Origin of the sequence: Lutibacter sp., assembly GCF_041596795.1 — a bacterium.
Lineage (GTDB): Bacteria > Bacteroidota > Bacteroidia > Flavobacteriales > Flavobacteriaceae > Lutibacter.
The window spans coordinates 1-17,675 of record NZ_JBFHHX010000067.1 but is presented as its reverse complement, the minus strand read 5'-3'; the positions used below and the strand labels follow the sequence as shown (position 1 = coordinate 17,675).

General features: G+C 29.0%; 15 protein-coding genes. 7 read left to right on the top strand and 8 right to left on the bottom strand.

What is annotated here, in order from left to right; all coding sequences use genetic code 11:
- On the top strand, positions 1-1,956 hold a 1,956-nt coding region (locus ABY298_RS09330; RefSeq protein ID WP_372745779.1), incomplete at its 5' end, for a peptide MFS transporter.
- A 70-nt stretch (positions 1,957-2,026) separates the two neighbouring features.
- Positions 2,027-2,566: a thioredoxin family protein gene (locus ABY298_RS09325; RefSeq protein ID WP_372745778.1), complete on the top strand. Its 540-nt coding sequence runs from the start codon at positions 2,027-2,029 to the stop codon at positions 2,564-2,566.
- Positions 2,567-2,570: 4 nt separating this feature from the next.
- Here the strand turns inward: ABY298_RS09325 and ABY298_RS09320 are convergent, their stop codons facing one another.
- A complete protein-coding gene (locus ABY298_RS09320) occupies positions 2,571-4,604 on the bottom strand; it encodes a ComEC/Rec2 family competence protein (protein WP_372745777.1) in 2,034 nt (677 codons plus the stop codon).
- Between the two features lie 151 nt (positions 4,605-4,755).
- Here ABY298_RS09320 and ABY298_RS09315 point away from each other — a divergent pair, with 151 nt between their 5' ends.
- Positions 4,756-5,643: a hypothetical protein gene (locus tag ABY298_RS09315; protein WP_372745776.1), complete on the top strand. Its 888-nt coding sequence runs from the start codon at positions 4,756-4,758 to the stop codon at positions 5,641-5,643.
- A gap of 161 nt (positions 5,644-5,804) precedes the next feature.
- On the opposite strand, the gene lpxB is transcribed toward ABY298_RS09315, so the two are convergent.
- From lpxB to surE, 3 genes are read right to left on the bottom strand one after another with little or no spacing between them, the layout of a single operon-like run.
- Positions 5,805-6,908, bottom strand: coding sequence for a lipid-A-disaccharide synthase (gene lpxB / locus ABY298_RS09310; RefSeq protein WP_372745775.1), 1,104 nt, complete (start codon positions 6,906-6,908; stop codon positions 5,805-5,807).
- Positions 6,909-6,914: 6 nt separating this feature from the next.
- Positions 6,915-7,199, bottom strand: coding sequence for a hypothetical protein (locus ABY298_RS09305; RefSeq protein ID WP_372745774.1), 285 nt, complete (start codon positions 7,197-7,199; stop codon positions 6,915-6,917).
- A gap of 3 nt (positions 7,200-7,202) precedes the next feature.
- Positions 7,203-7,967, bottom strand: coding sequence for a 5'/3'-nucleotidase SurE (gene surE / locus ABY298_RS09300; protein ID WP_372745773.1), 765 nt, complete (start codon positions 7,965-7,967; stop codon positions 7,203-7,205).
- A gap of 248 nt (positions 7,968-8,215) precedes the next feature.
- Here surE and ABY298_RS09295 point away from each other — a divergent pair, with 248 nt between their 5' ends.
- The 4 genes from ABY298_RS09295 to ABY298_RS09280 all read left to right on the top strand — a co-directional run bounded on the left by ABY298_RS09295 (position 8,216) and on the right by ABY298_RS09280 (position 12,803).
- Entirely contained in the window at positions 8,216-10,330 is a 2,115-nt protein-coding gene (locus tag ABY298_RS09295) for a carboxy terminal-processing peptidase (protein ID WP_372745772.1), read from the top strand.
- Positions 10,331-10,353: 23 nt separating this feature from the next.
- Positions 10,354-11,448, top strand: coding sequence for an ABC transporter permease (locus tag ABY298_RS09290; RefSeq protein ID WP_372745771.1), 1,095 nt, complete (start codon positions 10,354-10,356; stop codon positions 11,446-11,448).
- A gap of 106 nt (positions 11,449-11,554) precedes the next feature.
- Positions 11,555-12,004, top strand: coding sequence for an acyl-CoA thioesterase (locus ABY298_RS09285; RefSeq protein ID WP_372745770.1), 450 nt, complete (start codon positions 11,555-11,557; stop codon positions 12,002-12,004).
- The gene (locus ABY298_RS09280) at positions 11,994-12,803 is read left to right on the top strand and encodes a DNA/RNA non-specific endonuclease (protein WP_372745769.1); all 810 of its coding nucleotides are present in this window, start codon (positions 11,994-11,996) and stop codon (positions 12,801-12,803) included. The genes ABY298_RS09285 and ABY298_RS09280 overlap by 11 nt, the downstream gene beginning before the upstream one ends.
- Before the next feature lie 87 nt (positions 12,804-12,890).
- On the opposite strand, the gene ABY298_RS09275 is transcribed toward ABY298_RS09280, so the two are convergent.
- The 4 genes from ABY298_RS09275 to ABY298_RS09260 all read right to left on the bottom strand — a co-directional run.
- Positions 12,891-13,769, bottom strand: coding sequence for a helix-turn-helix domain-containing protein (locus tag ABY298_RS09275; protein WP_372745768.1), 879 nt, complete (start codon positions 13,767-13,769; stop codon positions 12,891-12,893).
- Positions 13,770-14,120: 351 nt separating this feature from the next.
- Positions 14,121-16,598, bottom strand: coding sequence for a phosphoenolpyruvate--protein phosphotransferase (gene ptsP, locus ABY298_RS09270; RefSeq protein WP_372745767.1), 2,478 nt, complete (start codon positions 16,596-16,598; stop codon positions 14,121-14,123).
- A gap of 29 nt (positions 16,599-16,627) precedes the next feature.
- Positions 16,628-17,263, bottom strand: a complete 636-nt coding sequence (gene dhaL / locus ABY298_RS09265) for a dihydroxyacetone kinase subunit DhaL (protein WP_372745766.1) — start codon at positions 17,261-17,263, stop codon at positions 16,628-16,630.
- 22 nt (positions 17,264-17,285) lie between these two features.
- The coding region (locus tag ABY298_RS09260; RefSeq protein ID WP_372745765.1) for a dihydroxyacetone kinase subunit DhaK at positions 17,286-17,675 on the bottom strand (390 nt) is incomplete at its 5' end.

Below are 17,675 nucleotides of genomic sequence, written 5' to 3'. Positions count from 1 at the left end.
CTATTTGTATTATTTTTTACCGAAATGTGGGAGCGTTTTTCATTTTATGGAATGCGTGCCTTATTGGTATTATTTTTAGTAAGCGCCTTAGGTATAGGCGGCTGGGATTGGCCGCGTGAAAATGCGTTGGCTTTATATGGAACCTATTTAGCACTACTCTATTTAACACCAATTATTGGGGGAACTTTAGCCGATAAATATTTGGGAAATAGAAAAGCCATTATAATTGGAGCAATTATTATGACTTTGGGTCATGCAAGTATGGCTATAGAATCTAATCCTTTCTTTTTATACTTAGGATTACTTTTATTAGTTGTAGGAACTGGTTTTTTTAAACCAAATATGACATCTTTCATCTCTATTTTATACAAAGATTTTCCAGAAAAAAAAGACGGAGCTTATACCATTTTTTATATGGGTGTAAATGCCGGAGCATTTTTAGGAATTATGTTGTGTGGGTATTTAGGTGAAATATTAGGATGGAGTTGGGGATTTGGTTTGGCAGGTATTTTTATGTTATTGGGTTTATTACAATTCACCTTTGCACAAGGTATTTTTGGTGATGTTGGTAACAAACCAAATACTGAAGATAAAAGTATTGAAACTGACGATCATACTAAAATTGAAGATAAATTAAATCCATTTACAACAATAGATAAAATTTTAATTGTTCTTATTTCTGTATTAGGATTAACATGGGTAATTAATGATCCATTGTCAAAAATTGGTGAAACTAACTTTTTAGCTTTTGGAGGCACTGATTATTCTGGTCACACAATACTTATAACCTTAGTGTTATTTCTTTTCTTAATTACAACAAGAATACTACGTTATAGCAGAATTACACGCGACAAAATGATTGCTGTGGTAATTTTTGCTTTCTTTATAATTTTCTTTTGGGCTTCTTTTGAACAAGCCGGAGGATCTATGAGTATTTTTGCAAAAGATTATACAAGTCGTATATTATCAGGTAATTCAGCTTTTATTTTTAATATAGTTGATGTTATTATTACCGTTGTTCCAATTGGAATTATAACCTATGTTTTATATTTATTATTTAAACAAACCTTTAAAAAATATTTTATATCAAACTTAATTTTAGCATTTAGTTTTGTATTAATTTGGGGAGTTGTTATTTGGAAAATCTACAATAATTTCAACACTTATTCTTATGAAATTTCTTACAACACCTATAAAGTTGCAACGGATGATGGCAAAGAAATAGCTATTACTGCAGAAACCATAGTTCCAGAAAATACTGAAATTATTGAAAATACAACAGTTATAATTTCTTCTAACGAATTTGTAAAAGGCGATGGAATTTCTATTTTAGATTTGGATAAAAAGGGAACTAACTTTAAATATTTAAAACCTGAACAAGCCAATTTAATTAACAATAATATTCCGGCAACAATCATCAGAAAAAAGGATAATGAAGTTCAAATTCCGGCAACGTGGTTTTTAATTTTAAACTCGTTATTTATAATTGCTTTTGCACCTTTATTTTCTAAATGGTGGGAAAGTAAATACAACCCAAAACCTGCTGCAAAATATGCCATTGGATTATTCTTTTTAGCTATCGGATTTGGTATTTTGGCCTACGGAGCGTCAGGTATTCCACAAGGAGCAAAAACCGCTTCGGTAAGCATTGTTTGGCTTATTTTGGCTTATTTATTTCATACACTTGGAGAATTATGTGTTTCTCCAGTTGGTTTATCGTATGTAAGTAAATTGGTTCCACCACGTATGATAGCTTTTATGTTTGGTGTTTGGTATTTGGCTTTGGCTATTGGTAATAAAACATCAGGAAAAATGGGTGCAATGATTGATGATATTACAGCAAAATACGATATTTCAACGTTCTTCTTAATATTTACCTTTGTACCTATTGTAATTGGTATAATTGCGCTATTACTAAGTCCAGTTTTAAAGAAATTAATGCACGGAGTAAAATAAATTAAAATAAGTCTGTAAATTTGGCAATGTTTTTGCGTCAAACTACATAGAAAAATATAAAATATTAAAAATGAGAAAATTATTTATTGTTACACTCTTATTATTTTGGGTATCAACCAATGCTCAAGAAATAAACTGGATGACTTTAGAAAAAGCTGTTGAAGCTCAAAAAACCAATCCAAAAAAGATTTTTATTGATGCCTATACAGTTTGGTGTGGACCTTGTAAAATGTTAGATAAAAATACTTTTGGTAATAAAGATGTTGCAAAATATGTAAACGAAAACTACTATGCTGTAAAATTTAATGCCGAAGGAAATGAAACCATAAATTTTAAAGATAAAATTTATAAAAACCCAGGGTTTAATCCAAAATCAAATGGTAGAAATACTGCACATGAATTATCTAGTTATTTTGGAGTAAGAGCTTATCCAACAATGTTGTTTTTAGATGAAAATGCTAATTTATTAACTCCAATTACTGGATATCAAACACCTCGTCAATTAGAAATATTTTTAAAAATATTTGCTAAAGACCATTACAAAACAATACAATCTCAAGAAGCGTTTACAGAATACGCTACTAACTTTAAACATGAATTTGTAGAATAATTTTTTATTCTTTAAGAATATAAGCTCCTTTTTGCATTGTATTGTAAAAAGGAGTTTTGTTTTTTATACACGTGGTTTCCCATTTATTTATATAACTTTTATAATTAGTAGCATCTGCTATAATTATCTCTGGTTTTACCTTATTAATTAAACGCTCCAAATTTATTTTAGGAGATTGCTGTAGCACTACAATATTTGGCTTAATTGATTTAAAGTTATACAAACCCAAACTATCTACCACTAAAATATTAAGGTTTTTGAATGAAATTAAAAAATGATTTAGTTCCAATGAATCATTTTTATTAACACCGGTACCAACCAAATAAGATTTTGTAGCGCTATTTAATTTTAATGAATTAAACACTATAGAATCACCTTTTCTTAAACCAATAATACTTTCTTTATAATTATTAAAAACAATAAACTCGTTTGATTTTTGACGATGATATTTTTCTAAAATTAATGTAAATTGAAGAAATATCACCGCAATAAAAGTTAGAACTAACCTATAATAATACCGTTTTTCTAGCCACTTTAAAACAAAAAGCAGACATAAATAAATACTAATCATCATCATAAAAGAAAGTGTAATATTTCTAATAATAAAATAATCCATAGTAGAAACCCACGTAATAATTCCGTTCATTCCTTTTAATATAATTGTATAAAAGTCTGCCAAAAACTGTGGTAATATTTTAAAAAGCGATAGTATTATAATTACAATTCCTGAAATTAAAATAAATCCTAAAAAAGGGATAATAAGCATATTAGCAACAAAAAACAAACCAGGAAATTGATGAAAATAGAATAAACTCAGTGGTAAAATTCCTAACTGAGCAGCAATTGAAACCGTAAACAATTGCCAAGCTTTTTTAAAAAACCAAATTTCAGATATCAATAAATTCTCAAGTTTCGGTTGTATCCATACAATTGAAAATACTGCCAAATAACTTAGTTGAAATCCAATTTCGAACAAATAAAATGGATGAAAAAGCAACAGAAAAAACATTGAAATAACCAAATTATTATAAATATTAGATGGTTTATTTAAATGTAAGCCAACAGACAAGGCAGTAAACATTGCAACTGCCCTAACTACTGATGGTGATAAACCAGCTATTACGGCATAAAACCACAACAAACTAACTATTAACGAAGTAGCTATTAATTTACCATTTTTAAATTGATGTAAGCTCTTAAACAAAAACAGTAACAGCAATAAAATTACACCAATATGTAAGCCAGATACCGCCAAAATATGAACTGCTCCAGCATCTTTATAATCATCTAATAAATCATCAGAAACAGTTTGTCGCTGCCCTAATAACAATGCATTAATTAAAGCCAACTCATTATTTTTAAAACCGTTTTTTATAAGTGACGCATTTATAGAATTTCTAATAGTTGCCGCAATTCCATATATAGTTTTAGATTCTGTTGGCAGCTTTAAAAAAGAAGAACTACTAACATATATTTGATGATGAATTTGTTGATTAACCAAGTACTTTTTATAATTAAAACCATAGGGATTTAAAAGTTTTGGAATTTCTCTAAACTCAGATTTTACCAATAGTTCATCATCAACCTTTAACGTATTATTTAAACTATCTTTTTTACAATTTAAAAGGATTTTTCCAATAACTTTTTCATTATTAATTTCTAAAACAACAGCCTCATATTTAGCATAATTTACATTAGATTTTAACACTTTTCTAATTTTTAAAACCGTTTGAGAAAGACTATCGGTTTTAAACTGTAGTGTATTTGAATAATGCCTATTATTATTTAAATTATTCTGAAAACTAATGGTAGCGACTCCAATTAAAACAGTAGCTAAAAAAACAAAACCTTTAAAAAAAAGATTAAAATATTTTAAATTTTTATTTGCAAAAAAATAGCTGAATAGCAACAACAAAATAACAGCGCAGTTTAAGACTACTATTTCTTGTGTGTTTATCTCAAAATAATTACCTATTAAAATTCCAGTAATTAAAAAAAAAGTCAACTGTACTGGAACAAATCTTAAAAATTTTATCATAGCACAATAAAATTACAAAAAAAAATAACACCAACATATAAGCAACTCATTTTCAGTATTTATTTAGGTAACAACTGTTACAGAATGATTAATATCAGCATTCACCTATTTAATATGCGGTAATTTTAGTTACTATTATAAATATATAAATATGAAAAAATTAATTTTTAGCAGCCTACTAGTTTTAATGTTTAGCCTTGGTTCTGTTGCACAAGATATTGCGCCTTACATTAAAATTGGTGAATCATCAGAATCAGTTCAACAAATAACCGAGAAAGTAAAAAATATTTTAGAGAGTAATTCTTTTATAGTATTGGGTGATTATAATCCATCTAATAAAAGTACTTTAAAAGTGATTGCTTTTACAAGAACAGATTTAAAAAACACTGTTGTAAAAGTTAAAGATAGAGGTGCACTAGCTGCTGTTTTTAAAGTTGGTTTAGAACAAAAAAACGGAAAAGTAACCCTATCATATACAAATCCAGATTATATTTTAAGAGCCTATTTAGGAGACAGTTACAACACCTATAAAACTACTTTTCAAAAATTTAGCTCCGATTTAAAATCGACTTTTTCTTCTTTAGGAAACGATTTTAAACCTTTTGGAGGAACTGTTAAAGCCGAAAATTTAAAAAAATATCATTACAAAATAATGATGCCATATTTTTCTGATCCTGTTGAATTAAATAATTTTACCTCTTTTGAAGAAGGCTTGAAAATAATTTCGGCTAACTTAAATGCAAAAAAAGGCAATACTACTGAAGTATATAAATTAGTTTATGCAAATGAAAAAGTTGCTGTTTTTGGTGTTGGATTATTAAATAAAAGCGAAGGAGAAGGATACTTTTTACCAATTATTGGCGAAGCACATGTTGCCGCTTTACCTTATGAAATTATTTTACAAGGAAACAAAGCAACAATGTTACACGGCAAATACAGATTAGCTTTACATTGGCCAGATTTAACAATGGGAACTTTTATGAAAATTATGAGTACGCCTGGTGATATTGAAGATGCTTTAGACGCACTATGTAAATAAAACAATTAGTTCAATCAATTTTTCTTGAAAAAAGGTTGTTTAAACATGAATTATAGTAGTATAATACGTTTATTGAAATAACACCAATTATTAAGTTACCCCAAATTCAATATACATAGTTTTACAAACTAAATTTCACTTACTTTTTTAAACAGCCTTTTTTAATTTATAATTAATTCCGCTACTTTTTTAGAAGCGCCTTTACCTCCCAATTTCTTTTCTAAATCAAAATAATTTAAAAACATTTTAGATCGATTTTCTTCATTTAAAATTTTATGAAGTTCTATTTCCAAATTTTTCTCATTACAATCATCCTGAATTAATTCTTTTACAACTTCTTTATCCATTATTAAATTTACCAAAGAAATAAACTTTAAATCTACCAATCGTTTTCCAATTTGGTAAGAAATCCAGCTAGTTTTATAACAAACAATTTCTGGTACTTTAAACAATGCTGTTTCTAAAGTAGCTGTTCCTGAAGTTACAATGGCAGCATAAGAAATAGATAATAAATCGTATGTTTTATTACTTATAAATTGCACATTATCTTTTTTAATAAATGGCTTGTAAAATTCGAAATCTTGACTTGGAGCTCCTGCAATAACAAATTCATAATCTGTAAATTTATCAGCCATTTTAAGCATTACAGAAAGCAATTTGGTAATTTCTTGTTTTCTGCTTCCAGGCAATAAGGCAATTATTGGTTTAGCTGTTAATTGGTATTTTTCTCTAAATAACGTTTCATCTACTTGATTTCTATTTGCAATAGCATCAATTAGTGGATGGCCTACAAAATGAACAGGAAAATGATGCTTATCCTCGTAAAAACCTTTTTCAAAAGGCAAAATAACATACATTTCATCAACATCTCGCTTTATTTTAGAAATCCTATTTTCTTTCCACGCCCAAATTTGAGGCGAAATATAATAATGCACTTTTATGCCTTGTTTTTTAGCAAATTCAGCAATTCGCATGTTAAAACCTGGGTAATCAATTAAAATTAAAGCATCTGGTTTAAACTGTAAAATATCGTTTTTACAAAACTTTATATTTTTATAAATGGTTCTTAAGTTCATTACAACCTCGGCAAAACCCATAAAAGCTAAATCGCGATAATGTTTTACCAAAGTTCCACCAACTTGCTGCATTAAATCGCCGCCCCAAAATCTAATTTCGGCATTGGAATCCTTTTCCAACAAAGCTTTCATTAAATTTGAGCCATGTAAATCGCCAGAAGCTTCTCCTGAAATTATATAGTATTTCATATATTTTTAGTTATTGAACAAGGTTAACAATAGTACTATAAATGCAACAAAAAAAGTTTCCATTAATACACCTCTAGCTCTATAATCTTGTTTCTTTTTTAGAAAAACAAAAAACACAAAAAAATTGGCTATTGCCCCTAAAACTAAAACTCTTCCTTCTAAATTACCTTCTTGTATAAGTGCTAAACTTTTATAAAATTGGAATCCTGAAAAAAATTCAATAAAAATAAAACATCCAACAGAAGTTGCTAATAAACCTGTTAAAAACCCAATTGCTATTTCTTTTTTCACAATTTAAAGATTCCAGTTGTTTAACTTATGTATAAAATGGTGCGCAGTTAAATCAAACTGAACAGGCACAACAGAAATGTAGTTGTTTGCCAACGCCCATTCATCAGTATCTTCGCCTTTATCCATATTCACAAATTTTCCGGTAAGCCAGTAATAAATTCTTCCTTGCGGATTGGTACGTTTATCAAACTCTTCCACCCAATTTGCACGCGCTTGCCTGCACACTTTAATTCCTTTAAACTCTTTACTTTTTGGAAAATTTACATTTAGCACTACACCATCTGGCAAACCTTGCTCTAAAACATTTAAAGCTATCTTTTTAATATGTTCTTTTAAAGGTTCAAAATCGGCATTCCAAGAATAATCTAATAACGAAAATCCAATAGCCGGAATTCCTTCAACGCCAGCTTCAACAGCAGCACTCATAGTTCCCGAATAAATTACATTAATAGATGAATTTGAGCCATGGTTAATTCCTGAAACGCATAAATCTGGCTTTCTATCTAAAATTTCACTCACAGCCAATTTTACACAATCCGCCGGAGTACCAGAAGATTTAAATTCTCTTTGCGGGCCATTATCAACAGTAATTTCGTTACAATATAAGGTTTCATTAATAGTAACTGCATGTCCCATTCCACTTTGCGGACTATCTGGTGCAACCACAACTACATCGCCAATTTCCAGCATTACAGCTATTAAAGTTCTAATTCCTGGAGCGGTTATACCATCATCATTGGTAACTAAAATTAAAGGTTTTTTATTCATTTTTTATCAAATTAAAAAACAAAGCTACTATATTTTATTCGGTTTCATTAAATTTAACTTTAACAATTTAAAAAGTGTATACTCGTAAAAATCATGCAACAAACCTTCCATTTCTTTAAAAAAGCTATATAAAACAAAAATTTACCAAAAAAGAATTTATAAAAAAAAGTTAAATTACTATCTTTATTATTATAATGGCACTATTTTAGTGTAATATTACATATTAATAACTACTGACACGACAGATGATGATTAGAAATTTAAAAATTTTATTGCCGCTACTATTTTTTGTTAGCTTATTTACTAGCTATCAAACAAATGCATATACAGATACTGAACCAAAAGACAAAGTATTACTTACTATATTAAAATATGTTTTAACGCAGGGACACTATGAGCCTAAACAAATAGATGACACTTTTTCTGAAAATGTATTTAATTCATTTATTGAAAATATAGACCCTTCTAAAAGATATTTTTTACAATCGGACATTGATGAATTTGCAGCCTATAAACTTCAAATTGATGACCAAATAAACAATGAAGACTTATCGTTCTTTTATTTAGTGTATGAAAGATTGATTGAAAGAACAGAAGAATCTAAAGATTATTATAAAGAAGTATTATCAAACAAATTCGATTTTAATACTAAAGAAACTTTAGATGCAGATGTAGATAAATTACCGTATGCCGCTAGTAAAGAAGAACTAATTAATACTTGGTACAAACAACTAAAATTTAGTACTCTTTCTAGATTATATGATAAATTAAATGATGAAGAGAGCAAACAAAAAGAAGACGAAACTTACCAACCAAAAACTATAGACGAACTTGAAGAAGAAGCCCGAGAAGCTACTTTAGAAAGTATGAATGATTTATATGAAAGAATTGATGAATTAACTTATTCTGACTGGTTTTCTACCTTTATTAACTGTATTGCAGAAGAGTTTGACCCACATACTTCTTATTTTGATCCAACAGTAAAAAAGAGATTTGATATTTCTATGGCTGGTAAATTAGAAGGAATTGGAGCACGTTTACAAAAGAAAAACGATTATACAAGTGTAAGCGAATTAATTTCTGGTGGTCCAGCTTGGAAACAAGGCGAACTTGAAGTTGGTGATTTAATTGTTAAAGTTGCCCAAGGAAACAAAGAACCTATAGATATTGTTGGTATGAGATTAGATGATGCAATTGAATATATTAAAGGTGAAAAAGGTACCGAGGTTAGACTAACAGTAAAGAAAATTGATGGAACTATAAAAATAATTTCAATTATTAGAGATGTTGTTGAATTAGAAGAAACATTTGTAAAATCTACCGTTGTACATAAAGATGGAAAAACCTTTGGTATAATAAACCTTCCTAAATTTTATATTGATTTTGGTGAGGAAAGCTATAGAAATTCAGCAACAGATATGGCACAAGAAATTGAGCGATTGAAAAAAGAAAATGTTGAAGGTTTGGTAATAGATTTAAGAAATAATGGTGGTGGATCTTTAGAAACCGCTATAGAAATTTCTGGTTTATTTATAAATAAAGGACCTGTTGTTCAGGTAAAATACAGAGACCGCGATGCAGATGTTAGAAAAGATGAAGACTCTAAAATTCAATGGGATGGTCCATTAGTAATTTTAGTAAACGAACTTTCAGCATCAGCTTCAGAAATTTTTGCTGCGGCAATGCAAGATTATAAACGTGCAGTAATTATTGGAGGGAAACAAACATACGGAAAAGGAACCGTGCAAAGTGTATTAGATATTAACAGATACCACAATTTAAAAGAAGACATTGGCGCTTTAAAAATGACCATTCAAAAGTTTTACAGAATAAATGGTGGCTCTACTCAGTTAGAAGGTGTACACTCTGATATTATGTTGCCAAGCAGATATAGTTATTTAGAAATTGGTGAACGTGATTTACCAAATGCCTTAAAGTTTGACAAAGTAAAACCTGCAACATATAACCTTTGGAATAATTATGCTAATTTTAATGAAGTAATAAATAACAGCAAAAAGAGAATTGCTACTAACCATTATTTTAAATTGATTGACAGTAACGCAAAGTGGTTAAAATCTACCCAAGATGATACGTTAATACATTTAAATTTAGAAGATTATAAAGCAGATTTAGAAAACAACAAAACACAATCTTTACAGTTTAAAGATTTAAAAGATTTTACAACTAATTTAACGTATACATCTCCTTTATACGAGCAAAATTTAATAAAATCGGATTCAGATTTGGCTGATAAAAGAATGGCTTGGCATAAAAACTTGCAAAAAGACATTTATGTGGAAGAAGCCGTGAACGTTTTAAGCGAATTAAAATTAAAACCTGAATACCATTTAGTTAAAAATTAATCTCTACAGATAGCGTTATTACATTGAAATCTAATCATAATTCATTAACAACACTAGCACTCCAGAAGTTTAAAAAAAACTTAACTGGAGTGTTTAGTTTTTGGTTTGTAGTAGTTTGTGGATTTATTGCCATATTTGCCTATCTATTAGCACCTGACAATAGCAGTAATGCCAATCAAATGCATTTGGAAATTCATTCTAAAAAACCTGGTTTTGAAGTTTTAATGCTTACAATTCCTTCAGAAAACGAACTTTCTCAATCCTACTTCAATAAACTTTTTTTTGGTAGTAGAAATCAACAAACCGAAATTCCAATCTCTAACTACTCTACTTCAAACAAAACACTTACCATACAAACTTATGTAGAAAATAATGCAGAAAGTTTAACAAAATCGTATCCGTTAGAACTCTTTAAAAACAATGATATTTCTAACTATATTAAAATAAAAAAATTCTATTTAGGAACCGATAAATACGGGCGAGATTTGTTAAGCAGAATGCTAGTTGGCACCCGAATTTCATTTTTTATTGGTTTTATTGCTGTTTTTATTTCATTGGTTATTGGTATTTCAATTGGTGCAATTGCCGGGTATTTTGGAGGTAAAATAGATGCTTTAATAATGTGGTTAATAAATATTACGTGGTCTATTCCTACATTATTATTGGTTATTGCAATTACATTGGCTTTAGGAAAGGGCTATTGGCAAGTTTTTATTGCTGTAGGATTAACTATGTGGGTTGAAGTTGCCAGAGTTGTTCGCGGACAAGTAATGAGCACTAAAGAAATGCAATATGTTGAAGCGGCAAAAGCCTTGGGTTTTTCAAATTTCAGAATAATTTTCAACCATATTTTACCAAATATTATGGCTCCTGTTATTGTAATTTCAGCAGCTAATTTTGCTGGAGCTATATTAATAGAAAGTGGTTTAAGCTTTTTAGGAATTGGAGCACAACCTCCTACTCCATCATGGGGAGCAATGATTAAAGATCATTATTCTTATATAATTTTAGGCAAAGCCTATTTAGCAATTATTCCTGGCTTAGCAATTATGAGTTTAGTAATGGCATTTATGCTTATTGGAAATGCTTTACGTGATGCTTTGGATGTAAAAGGTTAAAACCTAAAACACTCTTAAAAAAACAAACCTTTTAATAAATTAAATAAGTTGATACTTTTCAACTCTTTTTTATTGAAGTATATTTGTTGCTTTCAAAAAATAACATATGAATTTCGAAGTTACTTTCAATACAAAATGGTCAGATTTTGACCCAAACAGACATATGCGTCACACTGCTTATAACGATTATGCTGCTGAAGTTAGAGTGCGTTTTTTTCAAGAACATGGATTATCTATTAACGAATTTGCTAAATTAAATATTGGACCAATTTTATTTAAAGAAGAAACTTCGTTTTTTAAAGAAATTCATATAGGCGAAAATATTACAGTAAAAATGGAATTAGAAGGCGTGTCAAAAGGTATTGAACGCTGGCGTTTTAACCATCAAATTTTTAATAAAGACGGAATACTTTCAGCCGAAATTAAAGTTTACGGCGCTTGGATAGATTTATTAAAGCGTAAATTAACTTCACCTCCACAACAATTTGTTACCATATTTGAAGATTTACCAAAATCTGGAAATTATACTGAAATACCTCTAAAAAGTGAAAAATAGAAAAATAATTTATACAATTATCACATTAGTTTTTGCAATTGGTTTTTATTTATACGATAACTATTCAGTAAAATCAATTACAACAAATAATGCTGAAAGCTCTAAAAATACCTCTATTTCAGATTTTGATTATTTACCAACATCTACAACAAATCAACTTATTCATCATAACTATTATTCACTATCATACAATGAAAAATATGAACAAGCTGAATGGGTTGCCTATGAATTAGATAAAAATCAACTTTCAAATTCTAATTTTAAAAGACCTTATTTTGAATTAGACTCAAAAGTAACCACCAAAAGTGCACATTATAAAAACTTCAAAAATTCTGGTTATAATAAAGGTCATTTATGCCCTGCTGGCGACAGAAAATTTTCTAAAGAAGCTTTTAACGAAACCTTTCTAACCTCTAATATTTCTCCTCAATTATATGATTTTAATGGTGGAATTTGGAATAGATTAGAGCAAAAAGTTCGCTATTGGGCTCAAAAATACGATCATTTATATATTGTTACTGGAGGTGTTTTAACTAATGATTTAAAAACTATTGGAACCGAAAAAGTAGCAGTGCCTAACTATTTTTATAAAATTATATTAGATTATAGTGAGCCGGAAATTAAAGCCATTGCTTTTTTAATACCACATCAAGAATCTGAAAAAGGATTGTATCAATTTGTAACTAGTATTGATAAAATTGAAGAATTAACTGGCATTGATTTTTTTCCAGCATTGCCAGATTCTCTAGAAAACAAATTGGAAAAATCTAGCAGTTATATTAATTGGAGTTTAAGATAATCTCAAAAATATTTCTGAAATTATTTTTATATGCAGTCACTACAATTCTAAAAATTAATAGTCAAGTTTTAACAATATTGAGCAGTATTAAGCTGTCATTTTTTGACGGTATTTTAGTGGAGAAATTTGATACTGTCTTTGAAATAGTTGGCAAAAATGAGATGTATTGTTAAAACCGGATTCATAACAAATTTCATTAATATTCTTGTTTGTTGTTAGCAACAATTTAGAAGAACGTTCCAAACGTTTTTTTCTTAGCCAATTGGCAGGAGAATCTTTATATCTCTTTTTAAATTCTCTTTTAAATTGAGATAAACTTAAATTAGAGAGGTACGCTAAATGATCTACATTTAAACTTCTATACACATTGGCATTTACCACAACTTGTATGTTAGAATTTTCTTTAACCAAGCATTCTTCTAAAAAACTCATAAAGTAACTTCGCTCTTGACCTGTTACAAGTAAAATTAATAACTCTTCAAATTTATGTTTTAATAATTCAGAAACAGGAGCCGGAGATAATTGAAAGTATGATGATACTGAAGTAACATAAGAATTCATCCATTCATCAAGATAAAACTGGTAGGCACCTAACGCGTTAATATCTAACAATTCTGAAGGCGAAATTAACTGTCTATAGTGCGTAATAAATTTTGATAAAAACTCATCTGTTAAAAAAACTAAAATACATTCCAATGTATCTCCTTCTTTTAATTTTTCACATACAATTATAGAACCCTTTTTTACAAAAATTGCTTCACCTGCCTCCAATTTATAAAAGTAATTTGGCGTTAATAAACCTTGGTTACCTTTTAAAACAAACATTAACATGTGATCTTTAATAAAAAGCTTGTCTTTATTACTGCTTTCTTTTATAGAATAGTGCATAATACATTGCTGATCGGTTTCTAACACTTTATAGTCGTCAGCCTTACTAAAATATAAGTTTAACTCTTCACTAATCATTACACTAATCTAATTGTTGATATTCAAATATATTCAATTTTTTTGTTAATAAATGTTCTATTTAGCTCAAATATTGTTTTTAATAAAAAATTGATAATTACATAAGGTTTTTACGATTTAAAACCCCAATAATTTATTTTTTTGAAGTGTTTTTCAACTTTAAACTAAAAAACAGAACTGTTTGCGATAGAATTTTTGAAGAGAATTTTAATAATTTAGTTAATATTGAAGTTTTTTAACATTAAAACCTAAAAACAAGGATTAATTTTAATAGCATTTTATTCAAAAAAGCTCATTTTAGTACTTAAAACGAGCTTTTGTTTTTGATATAAATTTTAAATTATTTTAAGCTTACTCTTTAAAAGCATTAATTACATCATTAAGTAACCTGTAAGAATTACTTATTGTTGTAGAGATAACGCTCTCTTCAACATTTAAATTTCTTACAATTTCTTTTATACTTGGAATTGCAGGACTAGACATACTAAAGTTCCTTAATCCTATTCCGGATAATAATTTGGTTGCTTTTTGATTTCTTGCCAACTCACCACATAAACTAACATCTAAATTATTTTCATTTGCCAATTTAATAATGTGTTGCACTGCTGTTAAAACCGAAGGATGTAACGCGCTAAAATATTTAGACACATTTGTGTTTTCTCTATCTAAAGCTAAAAGATATTGTGTTAAATCGTTTGTTCCAATACTTAAAAAATCTATTTCTTTTGCTAATTGCGGAATAAGAAATAATACAGATGGCACTTCTATCATAATACCAATTTGCATATTTTTATTATAAGGAATTTGCTCATTTTTTAATTCATTTTGCACTTCCCTTAATATTTTATTGGCACTTAAAACTTCTTCAACAACACCAACCATTGGATACATTATTTTAATTTGGTAGTCGGCTGAAATTCTACACAAAGCTCTTAATTGTGTTTTAAATAAGGCTATGTTTTGCAAACAATAACGAATACCTCTTAACCCTAAAAAAGGATTATTTTCTTTACTTATACCTAAATATGGAATTTGTTTATCTCCACCAATATCTAAAGTTCTAATAGTTATTGGCAATCCTTCCATATTTTCACATAACTGCTTATAAATTGTATATTGTTCTTCTTCTGTAGGAGCACTATCTCTGTTCATAAACAAAAACTCCGTTCTATACAATCCTATACCTTCTGCACCATTATCAAAAGCCAATTTTGCTTCTTTTGGACTACTTACATTCGCCAAAATTTTAAATTCAACTCCATCAACACTAACCGCTGGTAGTTTAGCTTTTGCAAAACGCTCCTTTAAAAGTTTATCCTCTTTTTCTTTTTCTAAAATAAGTGATTTTATTTCTTCAGGATATTCACTTTCAAGTACAATACTTCCTGTGCTTCCATTCATAGCTAACACTTCATTTTCTTTTATGGCGTTAATTGCTTTTCCAACGGATGTAATTGCAGGAATACCTAATGATCTTGCTAAAATTGTAGCATGTGAAGTCTCACCACCATGCATAGAAATTATTCCTAAAACCTTATCTGTGTCTAAACTTAATGTTTGTGCAGGACCAATTTCATCAACAATTAAAATTGCAGGTTCTGTAAGAATTATATCATTATTTAAGTTGTTTTGAATTTCATTAATTACTTTAGTTCTTAGTTCAACCACATCAGATGCACGCTCTTTTAAATAGGCATCATCCATATTTAAATACTTTTTCTCTAAACTAGTATACACTGTATACCAAGCGTAAGCGGCTGAAACAGACTCATTATTAATAATTTGTTCTGCTTGTTGAATTATTTTCACATCGTTTAACATGAAAATATGGAAGTCGAAAATTTCCGCATCGTCTTTACCGTAAAGCTTCAATGTTTTTTGTTGAATTTCCTTATAGTTATTTAAAACAATGGCTATAGAATTTTTTAGTTTAGAAATTTCCAACAAAGTATCATCAACTGTTTCCTTTTTAACCTCAACTAGAACGTTTTTTAACAATTTAGCCTTACCAATTGCTATTCCTTTTGATACGCCAAGACCACATAATTCATCGCTCGGAATAATTTTATTAATAGGCTCATTTTTAATTTTGGTGGTATTGGCAATTATTGGATCTCCAAAATTTTCTTTTACAAAAGTATTTAACGCAATTTCTAAATCATTTACCTGATTTCCTTTTACTTTAAATATTAAAATATCGTCTTTTTTAGCACCTAACGTACTTATTTGACTAATACTACTTGCATCAACAAAAGGTTTATTATTTGTACTAACTACAGCTGTTAAATTAAACTTATTGACTAATTCAACAAGTTTAACCGATGGTCTTGCGTGCAATCCTAATTGATTTGGAACAGTGATTCTAATTTCTTTATCAAAATCATCCTGCTCCATATCAACTTTTTGTGTATTGTAATTAATGGGTGTTAATAGGCTTTGTTTTCCAATAAGTCCATTTCTGGCTTCATTAGCAATGGCTTTAATATCTGCTCCTGTCATTGCCTGTGCGGCTGCAGCAATAGCACCTTCAACCAAAGGAGCTTCACATAACAAAATTTTGTTCTTTAAATCTTCATCAATTAAATCTAGCGCTAATTCCGCATTCATTACGGCACTTCCAATATCCATTAGAACCAATATTCCATCGCACTCTGTTAATTTTTCAACAGCATCTTTTATTTTAAAAGGGTCAGTTCCTATTGGACTAAATTCATCATCTAAACCACCTGCAGTTAAAATAGCTACTTTATTTTGCGACATTTGATCTGCCAGTTCTTTTACACCTTCTGCCAGCATTTTACTATGAGAAACAATTACTATGCCTACCATTATTTACTTTTCTATTTACAATTAATGTATTACTCTATAGCTTCTTTTAAGCTTTTTAATATAAGATAACTTGATGTAGCTCCGGCATCTTGATGTCCAACACTACGCTCTCCCAAATAACTTGCTCTTCCTTTTTTTGCAATTAATGGAATTGTAGATTTCATTCCTTTTTCAGCAGTTTCTACCATTTCTGGAAATACTTTTTCAAAAGTTTTATTTTCTGCTACCGCTGCTTTTAATAACTCTACAACTGGATCTAAAACATCTATCATTGTTTTATCACCTACTGTTGCTCGTCCTCTTTGTTTAACGCCATCTACACCTTTTTCAACAGCATCTACAAACTCTTTAAAAGTAAGTTCTGTTTTTGAAACCGTTGACATACCAATTTGAAGAAAGAAAGTGCCATATAAAGGCCCGGAAGCTCCTCCAATACTAGATATAAGTGTCATTCCCATATTTTTAAAAATGGCACCTAAATCCGTATTTAAAGAAAATTCTTCTATTTTATTATGAACTTTATTAAACCCTCGTTCCATATTAAAACCGTGATCTGCATCACCAATTTCAGAATCTAATTTTGTTAAATATTCTTTATTCTCATTTAAAGCAATTGATGCCAATTCAAACCATTTTATAATATGCTTGTGCTGTAATTTATCCATAATTATAATGTTTTATTTATTATTACAAACCCCATCTAAGTCCAGGTGTTTTTACTGGAGCGTCCCAAAGTTTTAAAATCTCATCATCTACTTTTACCAAAGTTATTGAACAACCTTGCATATCTAAAGCAGTAATATATGAGCCTATAATTTTACGAGAGATTTCTATATTTTTACTTTCACAAATTTGATGCATTTTTCTATAAACCCCATAAAGTTCAGATAATGGAGTACCTCCCAATCCGTTTACTAAAGCAATCATTTTATCTCCACTTTTAAAAGGAGCATTTGTTAGTTCTTTATCATCCCAGCAACTATTCTCAAAATTCCAAGTTCTAGTTTGTCTAGTATACGCATCATCATCAAGAATAGCATTGGTTAAAATAGCTGTAATTTCATCACAAGAAGTATG